Consider the following 20,236-nt stretch of genomic DNA (forward strand, 5'->3'; position numbering starts at 1 on the left):
TGCCCGAAGACAGCCCTGCACTCGTTACTAACTGGCGGCGATTACATATCGTCGCCGGGGAAAAGAACGCTGTCGATCACGTGGATCACACCGTTGGAGGCACCCACATCTGCGGAAACTACGGTGGCGCCGTCAATCATGACTTTGCCGTCCATGATCTGCACGGGCAATTCTTTGCCGTTCAGGGTGGGCAGCATCTGGCCGTCGGCGAGATCGCCCGCCATCACCTTGCCGGCTACCACGTGGTAGGTGAGCACGGCGTTCAGGTCGTCCTTGTTGTTCAGCAGCGCCTCAAGAGCGCCCGGCTCCAGCCCGGCAAAGGCGGGATCGTAGGGGGCAAACACCGTGAAGGGACCGTCCCCCGCCAGTGCGCCTTCGAGACCAGCGGTCTCGATGCCGGTGACCAGGCTGGTGAAATCGCCGGCATTCTTGGCGGTGTCCACGATGTTGGCTTCATGACCGCCGGCAAAGGCTGCACCGGCGGCAAGGGAAAGGGCGAGGGTCGTTCCGAAAAGGGTCTTGCGAAGCATCCGTCTCTCCATGTTATCAGGCCGGTCTGGCCTGTATGGAGTGCGATTTGGGGCGACAACTGCAGGCGGCAAGATCGGATCCGCGATATATTTCAGCGGGAGCCATTTTGTCGCATGGTTGCGTCCCGGAGCGCTTTCCCGCAGGTTGCGCGCCAGATCATTCGAGAGGACTTCCATGTTTCGTAAAGCGTCTTGCACCCTGTTGCTTCTGACCCTCGCGGCTTGCGGTGGCGGAGGCAAAGAGGTGACCGTCGATCCCGTGGGCGCACAGATCGCCTCCGAAACGCCGCCCGATCTCGTCGCGGTGGCCCAGGCGCTGGACGCACGTCGCGGCCAGAAGATTTCAGACCACCTGACGGTGCTGAGCGCCTCGGCGCGCGGGCAGACTCTGGCGATGAATTACGCCCATGACCGGCCCGACGCCGATTTCAGTCAGGCGGAGCGCGAAAGCTACGCGATCTCGACCGAGCGCACCATTGCGCAGCAGATGTGCGCCCAGCCCGCCACGCGCAAATTCGTCGAGACCTATGGGGGAATCGCGGTGAATATCGTCACCTCCGACCGCCAGCCTCTGGCGAATTTCAACATCACCACCTGCTGAACCTTGCAAATGCGATGCGACCCGCTCTGGACAGCGCGGGTCGTCGTGCTGATATAGCATCCATGAGCTTGCCCCCAGGATTTCTCGACGAATTGCGCAGCCGCGTGAGCCTGGCTCAGGTGGTCGGGCGCAAGGTCATCTGGGATCAGCGAAAATCTCAGCAGGGGCGGGGTGACATGTGGGCGCCGTGCCCTTTCCATCAGGAAAAGACGGCCAGCTTTCACGTCGAGGACCGCAAGGGGTTTTACTATTGCTTCGGCTGTCACGCGAAAGGCGATGCGATCACCTTCGTAAAGGAGACAGAGAATGTCTCCTTTATCGAGGCGGTTCGGATCCTCGCGGAAGAGGCCGGGATGCAGATGCCCGAGCGCGATCCGCGCGCGGCCGAGAAAGCTGACCGCCGCACAAGGCTAAGTGAGGTCATGGAAGAGGCGGTGCGGTTCTACCGCCTGCAACTGAAGACCGCTGCAGGCCAGTCCGCGCGATCCTATCTGGAGGGCAGGGGCCTTGGGCCGGAGGCGCAGGAGCGGTGGGAGCTGGGCTTTGCTCCGGCGGATTGGCGGATGCTCTCGGAGTACCTGACGGGCAAGGGGATCGCCCCTGATCTGATCGCCGCCGCCGGTCTGACCAAGGTCAGCGACCGGGGCGGCGCGCCCTATGACGTGTTCCGCAACCGTATCATGTTTCCCATCCGCGATGCGCAGGGCCGGGCCATTGCCTTCGGTGGGCGGGCCATGGATCCCGACGATACGGCAAAGTATCTGAACTCGCCCGAAACCGAGCTCTTCGACAAGGGGCGACAGCTCTACAACTTAGGTCCGGCGCGCAAGGCGGCTGGGCGGGGTGATCCGCTGATTGTGGCCGAGGGCTATATGGACGTGATCGCGCTCAGCGAGGCGGGCTTTGCTTGCTGCGTGGCGCCGCTTGGGACGGCCGTCACAGAGGACCAGCTGCGCCTGTTGTGGCGCGTGGACCCCGAGCCGGTGATCGCGTTGGACGGTGACGTGGCAGGCCAGCGGGCCGCGCTCAGGGTCATGGATCTTGCCTTGCCCATGATCGAGGCGGGGCAATCCCTCAGGTTCTGCCTGATGCCCGAGGGGCAGGACCCCGATGACCTCCTGCGCGCCAAGGGTCCGCAAGCAATGCGTGACCTTCTGGACCGTGCGCAGCCGATGGTGACGCTCCTGTGGCAACGCGAGGTCGAGGGCCGGAGTTTTGACAGCCCCGAACGTCGGGCGGCGCTGGACCGAGCGCTGGGACAGACGCTTTCGCGGATCGGCGACCAGAGTATCCGGCGCCATTACGAACAGGCGCTGCGCGACCTTAAATGGCAATTCTTCAATCCCCGCCGGGGCGCCGGTAATCAGCGCAAAGGCTTCGCGCAAGGCCCTGCGCTCACCGGCGTCGCCGACGGCGTGGAGGGGGACCGGCTTCACGAAGCGCTCGTCCTGTCCCTGCTAATCCGGCATCCGGAGCTGAGGGCGGATCTGGAGGAACGGGTGCTGGAGCTGGAGTTCCACGAGCAGGCCTATGCACGGCTTGCTATCTGCGTCTTTCGTGCCAGGGCAGAGACCGAAGAAGATCTGCGTGCAGACCTCTCGGCAGGACCTGCAGCGGCTGCCCTTGAAATGCTCGACCGCACACGCCATTTGCGCGTTGTGCCCGCGCTGCGTTCAGGGGATCGCGCGACGGTGGAAAACTGTCTTAACGAAGCGCTTGCAAAGCTCACGGCACGTCGCGGTGCGGAGGCAGAGCTGACCGAGGCGATGCAGGAAATCGCAGACGTGACGAATGATGATGTGCTGACCTGGCGTTTGGCCGAAGCATCCAAGGCCCGGGCTGCGGCAGAACGGAGCCGGAGGGAAACAGGCAAAGGCTACGATCGCGCTGCCAATGGCGTGTTGCTGGATCGGCAAGAGAAAGACGCGCTTGATGCGCTATTGCGGAAAATTGCCCCCGGTGGGGCATCGGGAGAGGAATAAGGTCAACAGTTTGTGCTCTCCGTAAAACTGTTGATAGGAAAAATTAAGGTAACCAGCTTTACGAATCAGTGATTCGCATTACGATTCGGAACTAAGGGGCTCCGTTGTGGGGCGAGAAGGCCCCACGGGAAAGGGAAGCGGCATGGCAGCCAAAGATACGAGCGACGCTCAGAAGGACGATCAGGACGGCGAGGTGATGCTCGATATGAGCCAGGCCGCTGTGAAAAAGATGATCGCCGCTGCCAAAGAGCGTGGCTATATCACCTATGATCAGCTGAACGAGGTCTTGCCGCCCGATCAGGTGGGCTCTGAGCAGATTGAGGACGTGATGTCTCTCCTGTCGGAGATGGGCATCAACGTGATCGAGGACGAAGAGGCCGAGGAGGAGGAGAAGAAATCCACCGAGGTCGCGACCCGCTCCGAAAATCGTGATGTGGCGGTAGCGTCCAATACCTCGGAAAAGCTCGACCGCACTGACGATCCGGTGCGCATGTATCTGCGCGAGATGGGGTCTGTGGAACTCCTGAGCCGCGAGGGTGAAATCGCCATCGCCAAGCGGATCGAGGCAGGCCGGAATACGATGATCGCGGGTCTTTGCGAAAGCCCGCTGACCTTTCAGGCCATCACCATCTGGCGCGACGAACTTCTGAGCGAAGACATTCTTCTGCGCGACGTGATCGACCTTGAGACCACCTTTGGCCGATCCGGCGAAGACGGCGAGGAGCCTGAGGTGTCTGATCTTGGATCGACCCCGCAGGGCGTGGATATACCGAAGCCCAAAAAGAAGCTCGATGAACCGGAAGTTGACGCGGACGGCGAGCCGATCCGCAAAGCTGATGATGAAGATGAGGACGACGATCAGGCCAACCTGTCGCTTGCCGCAATGGAAGCGCAGCTGAAGCCTCAGGTTCTTGAAATGCTGGACGCTATTGCCCGTGACTACACGGATCTGGCGGAGATGCAGGACCGGCGGATCAACGCGACCCTCGACGAAGCCGAGATGTTCAGCGAGGCCGATGAGGCGCGCTATCAGGCGCTACGTGCCGAGATCGTGGTGCTGGTCAAGGAACTGCACCTTCAGAACAACCGGATCGAAGCGCTGATCGACCAGCTCTACGGCATCAACCGCAAGATCATGTCGATCGATTCCTCGATGGTGAAGCTCGCCGACCAGGCTCGCATCAACCGGCGCGAGTTTGTAGAAGCGTATCGCGGGGCCGAGCTTGATCCAACCTGGCTGGACCGGATTGCTGAAAAGCCGGGGCGTGGCTGGCAGGCGTTGCTGGAGCGCTCTCGGGATAAGATCGAAGATCTGCGCGCAGAGATGGCTCAGGTCGGCCAGTATGTAGGCGTGGACATTTCCGAGTTCCGCCGCGTTGTGCAGCAGGTGCAAAAAGGCGAGAAGGAGGCCCGGCAGGCGAAGAAGGAGATGGTCGAGGCGAACCTTCGGCTGGTGATTTCGATTGCCAAGAAATACACGAACCGTGGCCTGCAATTCCTTGATCTCATTCAGGAAGGCAATATCGGTCTGATGAAGGCCGTGGACAAGTTCGAGTATCGCAGGGGCTACAAGTTCTCGACCTACGCCACCTGGTGGATTCGTCAGGCGATCACCCGCTCCATTGCCGATCAGGCGCGCACGATTCGTATTCCTGTGCACATGATCGAAACGATCAATAAACTCGTGCGGACGGGGCGGCAGATGCTCCATGAGATCGGTCGCGAGCCGACGCCCGAGGAACTGGCCGCGAAACTCCAGATGCCTTTGGAGAAGGTGCGAAAGGTGATGAAGATCGCCAAAGAGCCGATCAGCCTTGAGACGCCGATCGGCGATGAGGAAGACAGCCAGCTCGGTGATTTCATCGAGGATAAGAATGCCGTTCTTCCCCTCGACAGCGCCATTCAGGAAAACCTGAAAGAGACGACCACACGGGTTCTGGCCTCGCTTACGCCGCGTGAGGAACGGGTCCTGCGGATGCGTTTCGGCATCGGGATGAACACCGACCACACGCTGGAAGAGGTCGGCCAGCAGTTCAGCGTGACCCGCGAACGGATCCGTCAGATCGAAGCCAAGGCGCTGCGGAAGCTGAAGCACCCGTCGAGGTCGCGCAAGCTGCGGTCCTTCCTCGATCAGTGATCTGACGATCACATCAGTGCTTGGTTGAGCTGAAACATGCCGGTCCCTTGGGGCCGGCGTTTTTCTGGGAACGATTTGTGGTTGGGTCCTGTTCGGGTTCAGAGACCAACAAGGAGCAACGCAATGATCCGATCACTGGCCGCTGGCGCTTTGGCGGGACTTGTTCTGGTAACACCGGCCTTTGCATTCAGGGCGCAGAACGGCAAATTCGTGGAGGCGCTCGGCCCCGATACCTTCGTGGTGAAATGGTCGGGCAAATCGAGCCCGAAGGACTTTTGGTGCGCTGCCGGAGATTTTGCGAACCGGCGGATGCACGTCTCTCCCGCGACCCGCCTCTATCGCTATGAAAGCGGTCGGCGTAATCCGGGAGAGGGCATTGTCTTCGGTCTCACGCCGCGATCTGACACGGGCACGGGGACGTTGCGACTGGCGGGTGGTCCGGGGATGAAGGTAGCCCACGCCCGCATCCTGTGCGAAGACCTGCGTGAGCGCGGCCGTTGATCGACGGCGCACTCGAGTTCTCCACGCGCGGGAACGGTCTCTATGACATTACGGCGCGGGTGGCGGCGGTGTTGCCCGAAGACACCGGTGTGCTGACGCTGTTCGTCCAGCACACCTCGTGCTCTCTCCTGATCCAGGAAAATGCCGACCCGGATGCGCAACGCGATCTGATGGCGTGGATCGAGCGACTGGTTCCGCGAGCGGATCATCCGGACATGGCTTATTTGCGACACAGATCGGAGGGGCCGGACGACATGCCTGCCCATATCAAGGCCGCGCATTTGCCGGTCAGTCTCTCGATCCCGGTGCAGCACGGGCGGATGCGGCTGGGGACCTGGCAAGGGATCTACCTCTGGGAGCACCGCGACGACCCGCATTTTCGCCGTATCGCGTGGTCGTTGCGCTAGTATTCTCCTGTCCCCGCCAGTGGCAGCTCCCCCATATGACGTAAGGTGTCCCGTATATTGGGGGTTGGCGTTTGGGGCTACCCAACGCGATGAACGCGGGTTAGGTTGGGACACCCCCGGCCTTGCGCGCGAAAGAGGTGCCCATGCGTTGCCCGTTCTGCGGAAATATCGACACACAGGTCAAAGATTCCCGTCCTGCAGAGGATCATGTGGCGATCCGACGGCGAAGGCTTTGCCCGGCCTGCGGAGGACGGTTCACAACTTATGAGCGGGTCCAGCTCCGCGATCTTGTCGTGGTCAAGACAAATGGACGGCGCGAGGAGTTTGACAGGGACAAACTCGAGCGCTCGATCCGCATCGCCCTTCAGAAGCGGCCCGTGGAGCCGGAACGTATGGATCAGATGATCAGTGGGATCGTCCGGAGGCTTGAGAGCCTCGGCGATACCGATATTCCGTCCAAGGTCATTGGCGAGATCGTCATGGAGAGCCTCGCCCGGATCGACACCGTGGCCTATGTGCGATTTGCAAGCGTCTACAAGAACTTCCAGGCTGCGGACGATTTCGACAAGTTTGTCAGTGAGCTGAGGCCACAGACCAGTCCCGAGGGTGAGTGACGCCGATCACATGGCCCATGCCCTGTCGCTTGGTCGGCGGGGGTTGGGGCGCGTCTGGCCGAATCCAGCGGTGGGATGCGTGCTGGTCCGGGATGGCCGGGTGGTCGGACGCGGTGTCACTCAGCCCGGAGGGCGACCACACGCGGAGCGGGTGGCGTTGGATCAGGCCGGCGAGGCTGCTCAGGGTGCGACGGCCTATGTGACACTGGAACCTTGCGCGCATCACGGGCAGACGCCGCCTTGTGCTGCGGCGCTGGTGCAGGCGGGCGTGTCGCGGGTGGTAACGGCGCTCGAGGATCCAGACACCAGGGTATCCGGGCGCGGTCATGCAAGGCTGAGGGAGGCGGGCCTCAATGTGACGACAGGCGTTTTGGCCGACGTGGCGCGCTGGGATCAGGCCGGGTTTCTGAGCCGGGTCGTGCGGCGGCGCCCTATGGTCACGCTGAAGCTGGCCACCTCTCTGGATGGGCGCATTGCGACGGCCAGCGGAGAGAGCCGCTGGATCACTGGCCCCGAGGCGCGGCGCGCGGTTCATGCCATGCGGCTCAATCACGACGCGGTGCTGGTGGGCGGTGGGACAGCGCGGGCCGATGATCCCCGGCTCACGGTGCGTGAGATGGGGCCGGTGCGGCAACCTGTTCGTATCATTGTCTCGCAGCGGCTGATCTTGCCTGAGGAGGGCGAACTGGCGCGCTCTGTTGATGAAGGGCCGCTTTGGTTGATCCACGGGGATGGCGCCGCCGAGGAGCGGCGGGCGTTTTGGGCCGGGCGTGGGGCCCGGTTGATCGAGGCGCCCGTCTCGCGCGGGCAGGTCTGCCCGACTGAGATGCTGAATGCGCTTGCGACCGAAGGTGTCACGCGGGTGTTCTGCGAAGGCGGGGGCTCTCTGGCCGCATCTCTCCTCGAAGCGGGCCTGGTTGATCGGATCGCGCTGTTTTCCGCCGGATTGTTTCTGGGCGCAGAGGGCCATCCGGGTCTCGGTGCGCTGGGCATCGACCGCCTGGCGGATGCGCCGCGCTACCGGCTCAAACAGCATCGCCGGATTGGGGCTGATGTGCTGAGCCTCTGGTCGCTCTGAGCCTCCCCTAACGCCGCCAAAGATGGGCTTGCGACGCGAACACACCCTGCAGTTTCGCCAGTAGCCGGTTCGCCGCGCCCGGATGGGGGACAGTGCCGCTTTGGAGGCGGGACAAGACCACCTCTGGCGGGCAGGGCAGATCTGTCACCGGATCATGGTAGCGGGGATAAGCTATGAGCGCCGCGTGGACCAGCGCAATGAGGTCCGGGCGGGCGGTCCGGCGATCGGGAACGGGTCCGAGATCCTGCGTCAGCCCCCAGCCCGCGTAGAAGGGGGCGCCGAAACAGGTCACGGGCACATCGCGGAGGAGCGCCTCAAACCCGAGGGTCGAGGTCATCGTCCAGACCTCCTGCACCTCTTCCAGCAGTGCGACCGGATCGATCCGGGGCAGGACCATGTCGGCCTCCGCAGCCTCAATCGCGCCGGGGCGCAGGCCCGCCTCCACATCTGGGTGGGGCTTATAAAGGATCACCGCCTGCGGGTTTTGCCGCCGTGTCTCGGCGAGCAGATCGGCATTGCGCCGGATCTGCGTCGTGCCGAGGCGGATGGAGGCATCGTCCTCCACCTGCCCGGGCACAAGAATACGATGGCCCTTGGGCAGCTCCGGCAGGGTGGCGCTGCCAACGTTGTATTTCGACAGACCTGCGGCGAGAAGTTGGTCCAGCAACCGTTCGGCCCGCCGCCGATCATTCCGGGACAGCGGCACGTCCATGAGCCGTTCGAGGCGGGACGGACGGGAGGGATCATAATAGATCCCAAGGTCATCGAGGGCGAAAGACAGTGGCGGGATGAGCTCGGCCCCCAGTCCCTTTGACCGCAAGAACCCATCCTCCATGCGGATCAGCTCCGGCGCGGCGCGATGAGCCGCGGTTTCTTTTCCCGCCCAGACAAGCAGCGGTCGTTGCTGGCGCTTGGCCGCGTCGGCGGCCTTCTCCGGGGCATCTTCAAAGGTGATGGGCTGAACTGCGCCGAGGATCTTTTGCAGAGGACGCCGCTTCCACAATCGTATGCCGTTGGCCACATAGCCCCGCCGATCTTCCCGCCAGGCTCTGGCACGGGCTTCCAGCATGTCGATGACGTCTTCGACCTCACACAGACGATCGTGATAGGGATCGTACCAGACCGGGATATCGATCAAAGCGGCGGCAGCCAGTGTTTCGCGCGTGAGGGTGCGGCCCCTGCGCGGTGGCTGTGTGACATCCTCGCTGAGACCCCAGCCTGCGTAAAACGGCTGGCCGAATACCACGGGTCTCTGACCGGCGAGAATCGCCTCGAATCCCATCTGTGAGGTGACAGTATAGATCGCGCTCGCCCGGTCAAAGAGCGCCCAGGGTGAATACGGTCCGCTGAGCAAGCTGGTCCGTGCGTCGAGATCGGCCTGCCCAAAATGGCCAGCCCGGTGACCGTTAGTCGTTTCCGGGTGGGTCTTGATCACGATAGGGCGGTCAGGATGATCGTCCCGCGCGCGCGCCAGCATGCGCCCGAAGCTGTCAGCGTTTGCGCCCCCATATGTGATCGACGCATCGCCGCGCGTCTGGTCAATCACCAGCACATAGCCGGACTCGGGGAGGGGAAGGCCAGGATCTGTGGCGGCGTATTTAGTTAAATGGGCGTCGCGGATCCGGGTGATAACGTCTGCGGCGCGGCGACGCTCGGCCTCGGACCAGTCGCCCGTGGCCAGCCGGTGTTCCAGATCTGAAGGGGCTGAGGGATCAAAGTAGAGCCCGCGCCGGTCGATCATGAGACCCAGTGTCTGATCGCCGGAGCGCCCGGGATGCAGGGACCGCAAAAACGCGTCTTCGATCCGGACCAGTGCAGCACTGGTGCGGCGCGATACGGCCTCTCCCCGATAGGCCCGCCCGGCCCGACCCCAGACGCCTACATGATCTCCAACGGCGGGCCAGCCCGTCGTCACGCGCCAGCCTGCAAGGGTCAGGATGCGTCGGATGCGCTTGTTCAGAAAACCGCCGGAATAGACCCGCAGGCGTTCCCCCGGGGGCATGGGATCAGAAATTGTCGATCTGGTTCGATAGCCCCGTGACCGAGCCTGCGGAGCTGGTGATCGTGGAGATGATCTTGGCGAACTGCGCGTAAGGTGCTTCGGTCACAAAGATCGTATCGTCATCCTTAATCGAGAAGTCACGTGCCTCGAAGAGCCCGTTCGGCTTGGTCAGGTCCAGCACGTAGATCATCCGCTGAGGTCCGACCAGATCGTCCCGGCCCAGGACGGTACGGGCAATATTCTGCGGTTCGTCGCGCAGGACGAAGACGCCGGTCGGATCGGCAGAGGTCGGATTTAGGCCCCCCATCTGGCCAATAGCTTGAAGCGCCGAGATCCGCCGCTCTTCGAACTGAAGAACAGAACCACCCTGAGCCGTACCGAGAACCGTGTAGGTGCGCGGGTCGGCCTCGACCAGGATCCGGTCGCCGTCCCGGAGCGCAATGTCGAGCCCGGGATTCTCGTAGATATCCTGCAGCCACACCTTTTCTTCGCGGCCACCCCGGCTGACAGTCACCAAAGCGACTTCGGGATCGACGGAGATGCCGCCCGAGGCCGCCAGCATGGCGGTCAGGGTGCGAGTGAAACTTTCAATCGGCTGCACACCTTGCAGGCCAACATTGCCCACAATGGACACAGTCGCGCCGGTGCCCGCCGCGCGCGCGACGGAGACCTGTGGATCGGGGGTCTGGGCACCAAGGCGAGCGGAAATGATCTGTCTAATAGCCTCGGGCGAATTGCCGGCCGCCCTGATACGGCCCGCATAGGGGACGTAGATATATCCGTCGGCATTCACCTGAATCTGCGCGATCGTGCTGGCCGACGCGCCCACAGGGGAGAGCAGACCGTCATCCACGTTTTCGTAAATCGTCAGGCTCAGAGTATCCCCGGCCCGAATTGTATCGGCGCCAATTTTTCCAACGCTGGTGAAGGCTGGTGAGAAGGTCAGTCTCTCTTCAGCGGCTGTCGCTGTGGTGACCCAGCGCGTGACCGGAACAACAAAGGCGTCGCCTTCGCGCTCGACAGATCCTGCATAGATTTCCGGCTTTGTCGGCCCGGAGCGGGGCAGCCCGCAACCGGCGAGGAGTGCGATGGCGGAAAGCGCCGCGATCGGAAGATAGAGCCGCGATGTCATCAATGGTACCTCGGAAGCCTGCGCACGATTGTTGATTACTTGGAAGTCGTATGACAGAAACCGCGTTGGTCGTTAAGAGACGGTGCCTATTGAGATGACACTTGTTGTCTCGGTGCCGCAGTTCCCGCCAAAAGCGAGTCGTAGGGGTCATGAGGGGCCAGCACCATATCCGCGACCTGACGCAATAACTGGCGGCGTCCCTTGGCGGAATAGAAACTGCCCGGGATCTGGCTGGTTTCCAGCAAATACCGCCGGTAGTCCCGATAGGCCTTTGTTTGCGGGCGTACCGGCTCGGCGAAGAAGTCGGGCAGGTCTTGGGTCGAGACGAATTCTGGCTTCGTATAGACAGCTGCGCCAAAGGTCTTGACCGGTAATCCGCGCCACAGAACCTGCTGGGCGGCGGTGGAATTTACGGTCACTGCCGACCTCGCGTTGTCCAGCAGCTTTGCAAGTTTCCCGCCACGCACGTAGTGGACGCGATCAAGTATCCCCATCTCCGCGGCAATACGGCGAATCGCACGCCGCTGGTCGAATCGCCCGTCCTCGAGCGGGTGGGCTTTGAAGACAAGGTGATGGTGACGCGGCGCGCCCGCGGCAAAACCGTCGATCACGGTCCGGACAAATTCCTCGCCATTTTCGAACGATGAATGGGCGATGAAGTTGCTGTCATGCTCCAGTTGCAGCAGCACCAGATGATAAGGGTTGTCGCTGTTGGCAATGCGCCGCGTGGCCTGTCTGCGGTCAATCAAAATTGCGGGGCTGAGCAGCAGACGTCGCAGATAGACCCGGAATTCCTGCGCCACGGTGATTTCTCTGTGGGGTCGAAATCCTGCATAATGCCGGTTCGCGAGCATCACATAGGCGTGGTACAGCGCGCCATAAAACACGTGCTCACGGAGGTCGCCCCAATGGGACGGCGCGACCGGAAGGTCGGTTTCAGCGACCCGGATCGCGGCCTGCATGTCGGCGACCGACATGTCCATCAGCCGCGAATTGCCGTTTGAGCCACCCCGTTCATAGGTGACCCAATACGGGCGCAGATAGCCTTCCTCGAAAACGTGGACCGTCAGACCGCGCGACCGTGCCAGCTCAACTGCTTCGGCATGGATCCGGCGGGTATCACCGTAGAGCACGATATCGGTGATCTGATGGCGGTCGAGGAGATCCATACAAAAGTCGCGCCAGTGCTCGGGTGTGTCTGTGTAGGGGATGTAATGATCGGCATCAGACCAGAAGGCCTCATCCCCGCGATTGAACCCGACCCGCCAGCACACCATGCCAGCCGCTCTGAGCAACGCTGCGAGACGGTCGAAAAATGGCCCGTGCGGACCTTGTAAGAACAGAAAACGCTTGGACTGATTCATTATTGACTACCCCATAGCAGCGCTAGCGCATTCGGGGTGGACGTGCAAACTCCCTCATGGGACTTGCCCGGAGATGGATTTCAGGCCAACCAAGAGCCCAACGCGCGGTCTTCGGAGGAAAACACCATGTTCACAGGTTTGATCAGCGATGTGGGGGAGATCCTGTCCGTCGAGACAAACGGTGACCTCCGCGCTCGAATCGGGTGTGACTACGATGTGTCGGGGATCGAACTTGGGGCGTCCATCGCCTGCGACGGCGTGTGCTTGACGGCAATTGCGACGGGGGCTGATCCGCGTCCGTGGTTCGATGTGGAGATCAGTGCCGAGACGGGCGCGCGCACGACCATGGCACAGAGGCCCTGGGCCGTAGGGCAGCGGGTGAACCTTGAGCGGTCTCTGCGGGTGGGCGACGAGATGGGTGGGCACATGGTGTCAGGCCATGTGGATGGAGTCGCGCAGATCGTTGCCATGGCGCAAGAAGGCGATTCGACCCGCTACAGCCTTGAGGCTCCGGCGGAGCTGGCGCGCTTCATCGCGCCGAAAGGGTCCGTGGCGCTGAACGGGACATCGCTGACGGTCAACGAGGTCGAGGGCGCGCGGTTCGGTGTGAACCTGATCCCGCATACCAAAGAGGTGACCACGTGGGGCCGTGCACAGGTGGGGGATGCGGTTAACATCGAGATCGACACCATCGCCCGCTATGTGGCGCGCTATGCGGAGCGGCTCCAGTCCTTTGACGACGCAGCGTCTTCCTGACGCGCGAGGAAATCCCGGGGCGCTCGCGTCTGGCCTTTCAGCCCTCCGCGGTCTATCTGCCAAAAGACAGCCACAGGAGCGCCCCGATGAGCGATACCAGCGCCTCGACCTATCATGACGCGATTTCTTCGGTCGAAGAGATTATCGAAGATGCCCGCAACGGCCGGATGTTTATCCTCGTTGATCACGAAGATCGCGAGAACGAGGGCGATCTGGTGATCCCGGCGCAGATGGCGACTCCGGATGCGATCAATTTTATGGCCACCCACGGGCGCGGACTGATCTGCCTGTCCATGACGGCCGCCCGTTGCGATGCGCTGGGCCTGCCGATGATGGCGCAGCAGAATTCGTCGCGTCACGAGACAGCCTTTACGGTTTCCATCGAGGCGCGGGAGGGGGTGTCCACCGGCATTTCTGCCCATGACCGCGCCCATACGGTGGCTGTGGCTATCGACGGTGCCGCCACCGCCAGCGACATCGCCACGCCCGGCCATGTCTTCCCCCTGCGCGCCCGTGACGGTGGCGTGCTGGTCCGCGCGGGCCACACCGAGGCCGCCGTGGATATCTCGCGGCTCGCGGGCCTGAACCCCTCGGGCGTGATCTGTGAGGTCATGAACGACGATGGCAGTATGGCTAGGCTGCCGGATCTGGTGTCCTTTGCCCAGCTCCATGGGCTGAAGATCGGTACGATCAGCGACCTGATCGCCTATCGTCGCCGCAACGACAATCTGGTCCGCGTCACCAGCGAACGGCAGATCTCCTCGGAGTTTGGCGGCGACTGGATGCTGCGGATCTACACAGACGAGACCCACGGCTCTGAGCATATCGTTCTGACCAAGGGCGATATCTCCGGTGATGATCCGGTTCTCGTGCGGATGCATGCGCTTGACCCGATGCTGGATATTGTCGGCACCGGGCCGATCGGGCGTGCCGGGGAATTCGCCGATGCCATGCGTCTGGTGGCGGAAGAGGGACGCGGTGTTGTCGTGCTCTTGCGCGATCTGACCATGAAGCTTGTCGCGGATGATGAGGCCTCGCCCCAGACGCTCCGGCAATACGGGCTTGGCGCGCAGATCCTGTCGTCGCTCGGGCTCAAGAGACTGACACTACTGACGAATTCGCCCCGGCCCAAGATCGTGGGCCTCGACGCTTACGGGCTCGAGATCGTGGGCACACGCAAGATATCGGAGATCGGCTGATGGCCGGACAATCGCACTACACCCCCCCGATGCCGGAGTTTGACGCTCCGGTGAAGGTCCTCATCGTCGTGGCACCTTACTACAAGGAGATTGCGGACGATCTCGTGGCCGGTGCCCGCGCGGCGCTGGAGGCCGCGGGTGCCACCCATGAGACCATCGAGGTGCCCGGAGCACTCGAAGTTCCTACTGCGATCCAGATAGTGCGGCGGACGGCGGATTTCGATGGGTTCGTGGCGCTGGGCTGCGTGATCCGGGGCGAGACGACCCATTACGACACGGTCTGCAATGACAGTTCCCGCGCGATCACCCTGATGGGGCTCGACGGCGCCTGCATCGGCAACGGCATCCTGACGGTCGAGACCGAGGCGCAGGCCGTGGCCCGCGCGGGCGAACAGAACAAGGGCGGCGGCGCGGCGGTCGCAGCACTGCATCTGATCGCTCTGTCCCGCAAATGGGCATCGGCGACCAAGGGTATCGGCTTTGCCACGGGGCGGGACGTCAAATGACCGACAAAAAGCAGATGCGCTCCGCTGCACGGCTTTATGCCGTGCAGGCGCTGTTCCAGACCGAGCAGCTCGATGTGTCCGTGGACCGGGTGCGCTCGGAGTTCGAGGATCATCGCTTCGGCGCGACCTATGAAGAGGGCGAGTTTGCCGAAGGTGATACGGCGCTCTTCCGCAAGACCCTCGACACGGCGGTGACGTGGCAAGCGAAAATCGATCAGCTCACTGACCGGGCGCTGGTGGCCAAATGGCCGATCGACCGCATCGATCCGGTCTTGCGGGCGCTGTTTCGCGCGGCCGGGGCGGAACTGTTGAAAGGCGACGCCCCGCCGAAGGTTGTGATCGTGGAATATGTGGACGTGGCTAAAGCGTTTTTCGCCGACGGGCGCGAGCCGAAATTCGTCAACGCCGTGCTCGACCATATGGCGCGAGAGCTGAAGCCCGAGGCTTTCAAGCCTCGCGCCTGAATTCCCGCGAGGCGTCCGGAAATTTTCAGAGTCTCCGGCGCGGTTTCTATGCAAAAAATCGGCGCCCGCTTGCGCCATTGCGTGGCGGTTTGTGAGATTAGGCGGGACCACCACGACCGTCGGGTGTTTCAATTCCCGAGGACCTGATAAATCAGGTGGGCGCCAGGTGAACGGACCAGGATCCGCACAGAGCCAGCTCCCTCGGTTTTGCGTAAGGCCACCGGAATTTTTCCCGGCACGGGAAGGGCAGAACCCGCCTGAGGACCAGATAGGTCACCGGCAGGGCTGTTGCAAGGGGCGTCCTGCTTGCAAATTCGTTTATGATTTGTTCACATGATCCCATGCAGGATATGACGACCGAACCGACACTCAAACCTGGACAGTTGCTGGCGCGCGGCGTCATGCGGAGCCTCGCCGCCCATGGCTTTGCCTGTGTCGAGGAACTGGTGCCAGCGTCGGGCCTCCGGGTGGACGTGATGGCTTTGGGCAAGAAAGGAGAGATCTGGATCGTTGAATGCAAATCCAGCCGCGCCGATTTCACATCGGACGGAAAATGGGAGGGGTATCTGGACTGGTGCGACCGTTTCTTTTGGGCGGTGGATTCGGAGTTCCCGACAGAAATTCTGCCTGAGGGGCACGGGCTGATCGTCGGCGATGCCTATGACGCGGAAATTTTGCGTATGGGGCCGGAAGCAAAGCTCGCGCCGGCCCGGCGCAAGGTCATGGTCCAGAAATTCGCCACCTGCGCGGCGCGGCGCTTGCAGGCTCTGCGCGATCCGACGGGACTGCTGGGCAGCTAGCGCTTCTTGCGCGTGCCCATGGCCCTTGCACCTTCGGCCGCGGCGCGGATCTCTTCGGCGATCTCAATGGCTTCATCCGGCTCAAAATCCATTGGGATCTCAACGCCGCCATCGGCCTCGATATAAAGCCGCACCATGCCTGCATCGGTCGGGCCGATTTGCAGATTGGCGCTCAGGTCGCTGGAATCGTTGATGCCCATGTCGGTGATCTCCTTTTCTTCAGCCCTAGCGCTCTGGCGGCCTCCGGTCGAGACCCTATGGCTCGCAGTGGCGCCCGGCACCCCTTACAGGCCAGAGAAAATGCATTTCCTGTGGAAATGATCAAAAAACACCCTGATCGGGTGCTTGCATCCTGCGCCCGGCGGCGCTAATTCGCCCTCAGTGCCGCCTTAGCTCAGTAGGTTAGAGCGCTTGATTGTGGATCAAGAGGTCCCCCGTTCGAGCCGGGGAGGCGGTACCATCTCACTGAACGTTTATACGCTGACGCAGGGTTTGGCCCTTTGGATCGTAGATCAGGATTTCGCCATCCGTGGTGACGACGGCGATGAAATCGCGCGCCTGGGTAAAGGCTTGAACGCTGACGTCTTCAGGCAGGTCCAGTGCCATGGGCAGTTCAGGCATAGGGCGGGGCAGGCGGTCGATGAACAGCCAGACCAGCGTCACGATGGATACAAGCATGGTTGCAGTCAGCGCGATGACCAGCCATTTCAGCAGGATCAATCCGCCATCGCGGGAAGGAGTGTCGTCCATGGCCGAGCGGTGCCTCCAGATTACAATCGGGGACAACCCGCCCCCGCGTCTCGATAAGGCACTGGCGCGGGATGTGCCAGATGACGCGCATCTGTCGCGATCCCGTCTGGCCCGGTTGATCACAGAGGGTCAGGTGCTGCGCGGCGGTGCGCCCCTGACCTCGCCCAAGGCCAGGGTGGATGCAGGGGATGAGATCGAGATCCGGGTTCCCGAAGAGGTCGAGAGCGACATGCTCCCCGAGGCTATTCCGCTGGAGATCCTCTATGAGGATGCAGATCTGATCGTGGTGAACAAGCCTGCGGGGATGGTGGTCCATCCGGCGCCAGGCAGTCCCTCGGGCACGCTGGTCAACGCGCTTCTGCACCACTTTGGCGACGCGCTTTCTGGTGTGGGCGGAGAGCGGCGACCGGGAATCGTGCACCGGATCGACAAGGATACGAGCGGTCTGTTGGTCGTCGCCAAAACCGACCGTGCGCATCACGGTCTTGCGGAGCAATTCGCCCGCCACAGTGTCGAGCGCACTTATCTGGCCCTGTGTCACGGCGTCCCGAACCCTGCCGACCCGCGGTTGCGGGGGCTAAAGGGTGTGTCGATGGAGAGCGGCAGCGTGATCCGCGTTGAGACGCTTCTTGGGCGGCATCCCACGGATCGGCAACGGCAGGCGGTGAGCTTTACCTCCGGGCGCCGGGCCGTGACGCGAATGCGGGTGCTGCGGGACTGGGGGCAGGTCGCGCTGGTGGAATGCTGGCTTGAGACCGGGCGGACCCATCAGATCCGCGTCCATGCGCGGTATCTGGGCCATGGCCTCATCGGTGATCCGGTGTATGGCGGTCAGCGCAAAGTGTCTGCAACCCGCTTGCCGGCTGAAATAGCAAGTGCTCTGAACGGCTTTGAGCGGCAGGCTCTGCATGCCCGGAGTCTCGGCTTCGAGCATCCGGGAACGGGCGAAAAAGTGCGTTTTGACAAACCATTGCCAGACGATCTTCAGGTTCTGATTGAGCGGTTGCCAATTGAAAGATCTAACACATCCATGTGAGGTGGCGGATCTTCTGCCGCACCTTGGATGTTCCGGGTGTATTCTCGTGACAGATCTTGAACTGAACTGATCGGTTCACCATATCACATCCGAAGGCCCATGTGGCCGCTTAGGAGGATCCGTATGGCGAATTATGCCAATCTGCCCGCGCCGAGTCCCGAAGGGGGTCTCAACCGCTACATGCAAGAAATTCGCCGGTTTCCGATGCTGGAGCCGGACGAGGAATACATGCTGGCGAAAAGCTGGGTGGAGCACGAGAATACAGAAGCCGCGCACAAGCTTGTGACATCTCATCTGCGTCTCGCCGCCAAAATCGCCATGGGGTATCGAGGCTATGGGTTGCCGCAGGCCGAGGTGATTTCCGAGGCGAACGTTGGACTGATGCAGGCGGTCAAGCGCTTCGATCCGGAAAAAGGTTTCCGCCTCGCTACTTATGCCATGTGGTGGATCCGTGCCTCTATTCAGGAGTACATTCTGCGGTCATGGAGCCTTGTAAAACTTGGCACCACCAGCGCTCAGAAGAAACTGTTCTTTAATCTGCGCAAGGCAAAGAACCGCATCGGCGCGCTCGAAGAGGGTGACCTGCGCCCGGAGAATGTGGCGCAGATTGCCCATGATCTCGGCGTGACCGAGGCAGAGGTGATCTCGATGAATCGCCGGATGGCGGGGTCAGATGCGTCTCTGAACGCGACCGTGTCGAATGATGGCGAGGGGACTGCGCAGTGGCAGGACTGGCTGGAAGATGAGGATGCCAATCAGGCGGAGCAGTATGCCGAGCGTGATGAACTGGAGACCCGTCGTGAGCTGCTGATCGAGGCTATGGACGTTCTGAACGACCGGGAGAAGGATATTCTCACCCAGCGCCGTCTGAAGGATCAACCCGTGACCCTTGAAGAGCTGTCTGGCGTCTATGACGTCAGCCGTGAGCGGATTCGTCAGATTGAAGTGCGTGCTTTCGACAAACTGCAAAAGCGCATGACCGGGCTTGCGGCGGAGCGGGGCATGTTGTCCGCGCCTTGAGTTGGGGTATGCGAAGGCCGTCGCCGCCCATGCGGCGACGGTGAGGCAGTTCCAGATCATTTAGGCCGCATAACCCCGGGTGAAGTGCCGCCATCAACCCGCGTACGGGTTCGGACAGGCAAATTTTGCGGGGGCGTTTCAAGTATTTTACCCATGGCAATGTGGCTGAGGCCGGCGGAATCCCTGTGGCCATCAAATCTGCGTGTTTCCGGCGCTTCCTGTCTTCCGCCGATCACTGAAGGTAGCATGAATTTGGAACCTAGATAGGAAACGTCTCTGCCAGTCTTCTGGCATCGGTAGTGGAAGTCTGCTCCGTCCCATCTGCCAGCACATCGCCCAAAAATTAGAAAGACGGCCTTTGGGCAGGCCTTCGGCAAAGAAAAAGGGCAGACCTTCCGATCCGCCCCCAGAGATTATATCGCGCGACCCGTTTCCGGGCCGCGCTTTGTGTCGGTCACTCGATGATTTTCGAGACGACGCCGGCGCCGACGGTGCGGCCGCCTTCGCGGATGGCGAAGCGGAGCTTCTCTTCCATCGCGATCGGGGCGATCAGCTCGACGCCAAACGACACGTTGTCGCCCGGCATTACCATCTCGGTGCCCTCGGCCAGCTGAACCGTGCCGGTCACGTCCGTGGTGCGGAAGTAGAACTGCGGACGGTAGTTGGCGAAGAATGGCGTGTGACGGCCACCCTCTTCCTTGGTCAGGATGTAGGCTTCGGCCTCGAACTTCGTGTGCGGGGTCACGGAGCCCGGCTTGGCCAGAACCTGACCACGCTGAACGCCTTCACGGTCGATGCCGCGCAGCAGGGCGCCGATGTTATCGCCGGCTTCACCGCGATCCAGCAGCTTGCGGAACATTTCCACGCCGGTGCAGGTGGTCTTCTTGGTATCGCGGATGCCGACGATTTCGATCTCGTCGCCCACGTTGATCACGCCACGCTCGACACGACCGGTCACAACCGTACCACGACCGGAGATCGAGAACACGTCCTCGACCGGCATCAGGAAGGGCTGGTCCACGGCGCGCTCGGGCGTCGGGATGTAGTCATCGACGGCAGCCATCAGCTTGCGGATGGACTCTTCGCCGATGTTGGCGTCACGGCCTTCCATGGCGGCCAGGGCGGAACCCGGAACCACCGGGATGTCGTCGCCCGGGTACTCGTAGGACGACAGCAGCTCGCGGATTTCCATCTCGACGAGCTCGAGGAGCTCCTCGTCATCCACCTGGTCGACCTTGTTCATGTACACGACCATGGCCGGGATGCCGACCTGACGGCCGAGCAGGATGTGCTCGCGGGTCTGGGGCATGGGGCCGTCAGCCGCGTTCACCACGAGGATCGCGCCGTCCATCTGGGC

At 62.1% G+C, this 20,236-nt stretch carries 21 protein-coding genes and 1 tRNA gene; 15 read left to right on the forward strand and 7 right to left on the reverse strand.

Annotated elements, in window-relative coordinates; all coding sequences use genetic code 11:
• Window positions 1-41 precede the first annotated feature (41 nt).
• The gene (locus FEV53_RS08855; protein WP_142834457.1) at window positions 42-530 is read right to left on the reverse strand and encodes a fasciclin domain-containing protein; all 489 of its coding nucleotides are present in this window, start codon (window positions 528-530) and stop codon (window positions 42-44) included.
• 175 nt (window positions 531-705) lie between these two features.
• Here FEV53_RS08855 and FEV53_RS08860 point away from each other — a divergent pair, with 175 nt between their 5' ends.
• The 7 genes from FEV53_RS08860 to ribD all read left to right on the forward strand — a co-directional run bounded on the left by FEV53_RS08860 (window position 706) and on the right by ribD (window position 7,850).
• Complete coding sequence (locus tag FEV53_RS08860) at window positions 706-1,131, forward strand: hypothetical protein (RefSeq protein WP_142834458.1); 426 nt, start codon at window positions 706-708, stop codon at window positions 1,129-1,131.
• A 62-nt stretch (window positions 1,132-1,193) separates the two neighbouring features.
• Complete coding sequence (dnaG, locus tag FEV53_RS08865; RefSeq protein WP_142834459.1) at window positions 1,194-3,113, forward strand: DNA primase; 1,920 nt, start codon at window positions 1,194-1,196, stop codon at window positions 3,111-3,113.
• Between the two features lie 142 nt (window positions 3,114-3,255).
• A complete protein-coding gene (gene rpoD, locus FEV53_RS08870) occupies window positions 3,256-5,250 on the forward strand; it encodes an RNA polymerase sigma factor RpoD (protein WP_142834460.1) in 1,995 nt (664 codons plus the stop codon).
• Between the two features lie 123 nt (window positions 5,251-5,373).
• On the forward strand, window positions 5,374-5,751 hold the full coding sequence (locus FEV53_RS08875; RefSeq protein WP_142834461.1) for a hypothetical protein: 378 nt from the start codon (window positions 5,374-5,376) through the stop codon (window positions 5,749-5,751).
• Window positions 5,751-6,158, forward strand: coding sequence for a secondary thiamine-phosphate synthase enzyme YjbQ (locus FEV53_RS08880; RefSeq protein ID WP_142834481.1), 408 nt, complete (start codon window positions 5,751-5,753; stop codon window positions 6,156-6,158). Before FEV53_RS08875 ends, FEV53_RS08880 begins: the two co-directional genes overlap by 1 nt.
• A 143-nt stretch (window positions 6,159-6,301) precedes the next feature.
• Window positions 6,302-6,772: a transcriptional regulator NrdR gene (nrdR, locus tag FEV53_RS08885; RefSeq protein ID WP_142834462.1), complete on the forward strand. Its 471-nt coding sequence runs from the start codon at window positions 6,302-6,304 to the stop codon at window positions 6,770-6,772.
• Entirely contained in the window at window positions 6,765-7,850 is a 1,086-nt protein-coding gene (ribD, locus tag FEV53_RS08890; RefSeq protein ID WP_142834463.1) for a bifunctional diaminohydroxyphosphoribosylaminopyrimidine deaminase/5-amino-6-(5-phosphoribosylamino)uracil reductase RibD, read from the forward strand. The genes nrdR and ribD overlap by 8 nt, the downstream gene beginning before the upstream one ends.
• A 7-nt stretch (window positions 7,851-7,857) precedes the next feature.
• Here ribD and FEV53_RS08895 read toward each other — a convergent pair whose 3' ends face one another.
• The 3 genes from FEV53_RS08895 to FEV53_RS08905 form a co-directional block, all read right to left on the reverse strand.
• Window positions 7,858-9,852 carry a capsular polysaccharide biosynthesis protein gene (locus FEV53_RS08895; protein ID WP_142834464.1) on the reverse strand — a complete coding sequence of 665 codons (1,995 nt, stop codon included), beginning with the start codon at window positions 9,850-9,852 and terminating at the stop codon, window positions 7,858-7,860.
• 4 nt (window positions 9,853-9,856) lie between these two features.
• Window positions 9,857-10,984 carry a polysaccharide biosynthesis/export family protein gene (locus tag FEV53_RS08900; RefSeq protein WP_185962147.1) on the reverse strand — a complete coding sequence of 376 codons (1,128 nt, stop codon included), beginning with the start codon at window positions 10,982-10,984 and terminating at the stop codon, window positions 9,857-9,859.
• Between the two features lie 86 nt (window positions 10,985-11,070).
• Entirely contained in the window at window positions 11,071-12,348 is a 1,278-nt protein-coding gene (locus tag FEV53_RS08905) for a capsule biosynthesis protein (protein ID WP_142834465.1), read from the reverse strand.
• 126 nt (window positions 12,349-12,474) lie between these two features.
• On the opposite strand from FEV53_RS08905, the gene FEV53_RS08910 reads away from it, so the two are divergent.
• From FEV53_RS08910 to FEV53_RS08930, 5 genes are all read left to right on the forward strand, one after another.
• Window positions 12,475-13,104, forward strand: coding sequence for a riboflavin synthase (locus tag FEV53_RS08910; protein ID WP_142834466.1), 630 nt, complete (start codon window positions 12,475-12,477; stop codon window positions 13,102-13,104).
• Between the two features lie 86 nt (window positions 13,105-13,190).
• Window positions 13,191-14,303: a 3,4-dihydroxy-2-butanone-4-phosphate synthase gene (gene ribB, locus FEV53_RS08915; protein ID WP_142834467.1), complete on the forward strand. Its 1,113-nt coding sequence runs from the start codon at window positions 13,191-13,193 to the stop codon at window positions 14,301-14,303.
• The gene (locus FEV53_RS08920; protein ID WP_142834468.1) at window positions 14,303-14,809 is read left to right on the forward strand and encodes a 6,7-dimethyl-8-ribityllumazine synthase; all 507 of its coding nucleotides are present in this window, start codon (window positions 14,303-14,305) and stop codon (window positions 14,807-14,809) included. The genes ribB and FEV53_RS08920 overlap by 1 nt, the downstream gene beginning before the upstream one ends.
• Window positions 14,806-15,273, forward strand: a complete 468-nt coding sequence (gene nusB / locus FEV53_RS08925) for a transcription antitermination factor NusB (protein ID WP_142834469.1) — start codon at window positions 14,806-14,808, stop codon at window positions 15,271-15,273. Before FEV53_RS08920 ends, nusB begins: the two co-directional genes overlap by 4 nt.
• A gap of 341 nt (window positions 15,274-15,614) precedes the next feature.
• Complete coding sequence (locus FEV53_RS08930) at window positions 15,615-16,073, forward strand: MmcB family DNA repair protein (RefSeq protein ID WP_142834470.1); 459 nt, start codon at window positions 15,615-15,617, stop codon at window positions 16,071-16,073.
• Here FEV53_RS08930 and FEV53_RS08935 read toward each other — a convergent pair.
• The gene (locus FEV53_RS08935; RefSeq protein WP_142834471.1) at window positions 16,070-16,273 is read right to left on the reverse strand and encodes a DUF6324 family protein; all 204 of its coding nucleotides are present in this window, start codon (window positions 16,271-16,273) and stop codon (window positions 16,070-16,072) included. The genes FEV53_RS08930 and FEV53_RS08935 overlap by 4 nt on opposite strands.
• A gap of 183 nt (window positions 16,274-16,456) precedes the next feature.
• On the opposite strand from FEV53_RS08935, the gene FEV53_RS08940 reads away from it, so the two are divergent.
• Window positions 16,457-16,533: transfer RNA gene (locus tag FEV53_RS08940), tRNA-His, on the forward strand.
• Between the two features lie 2 nt (window positions 16,534-16,535).
• Here the strand turns inward: FEV53_RS08940 and FEV53_RS08945 are convergent.
• Window positions 16,536-16,823, reverse strand: a complete 288-nt coding sequence (locus FEV53_RS08945) for a DUF6476 family protein (RefSeq protein ID WP_142834472.1) — start codon at window positions 16,821-16,823, stop codon at window positions 16,536-16,538.
• Between FEV53_RS08945 and FEV53_RS08950 the strand changes: the two genes are divergently transcribed.
• Window positions 16,822-17,859 carry an RluA family pseudouridine synthase gene (locus tag FEV53_RS08950; protein ID WP_142834473.1) on the forward strand — a complete coding sequence of 346 codons (1,038 nt, stop codon included), beginning with the start codon at window positions 16,822-16,824 and terminating at the stop codon, window positions 17,857-17,859. The two genes, FEV53_RS08945 and FEV53_RS08950, sit on opposite strands and share 2 nt — an antisense overlap.
• 123 nt (window positions 17,860-17,982) lie before the next feature.
• Window positions 17,983-18,879: an RNA polymerase sigma factor RpoH gene (rpoH, locus tag FEV53_RS08955; protein ID WP_142834474.1), complete on the forward strand. Its 897-nt coding sequence runs from the start codon at window positions 17,983-17,985 to the stop codon at window positions 18,877-18,879.
• 454 nt (window positions 18,880-19,333) lie between these two features.
• On the opposite strand, the gene tuf is transcribed toward rpoH, so the two are convergent.
• The coding region (tuf, locus tag FEV53_RS08960) for an elongation factor Tu (protein WP_142834475.1) at window positions 19,334-20,236 on the reverse strand (903 nt) is incomplete at its 5' end.

The organism is Palleronia caenipelagi (genome assembly GCF_007004065.1).
Classification (GTDB): Bacteria; Pseudomonadota; Alphaproteobacteria; order Rhodobacterales; family Rhodobacteraceae; genus Palleronia; species Palleronia caenipelagi.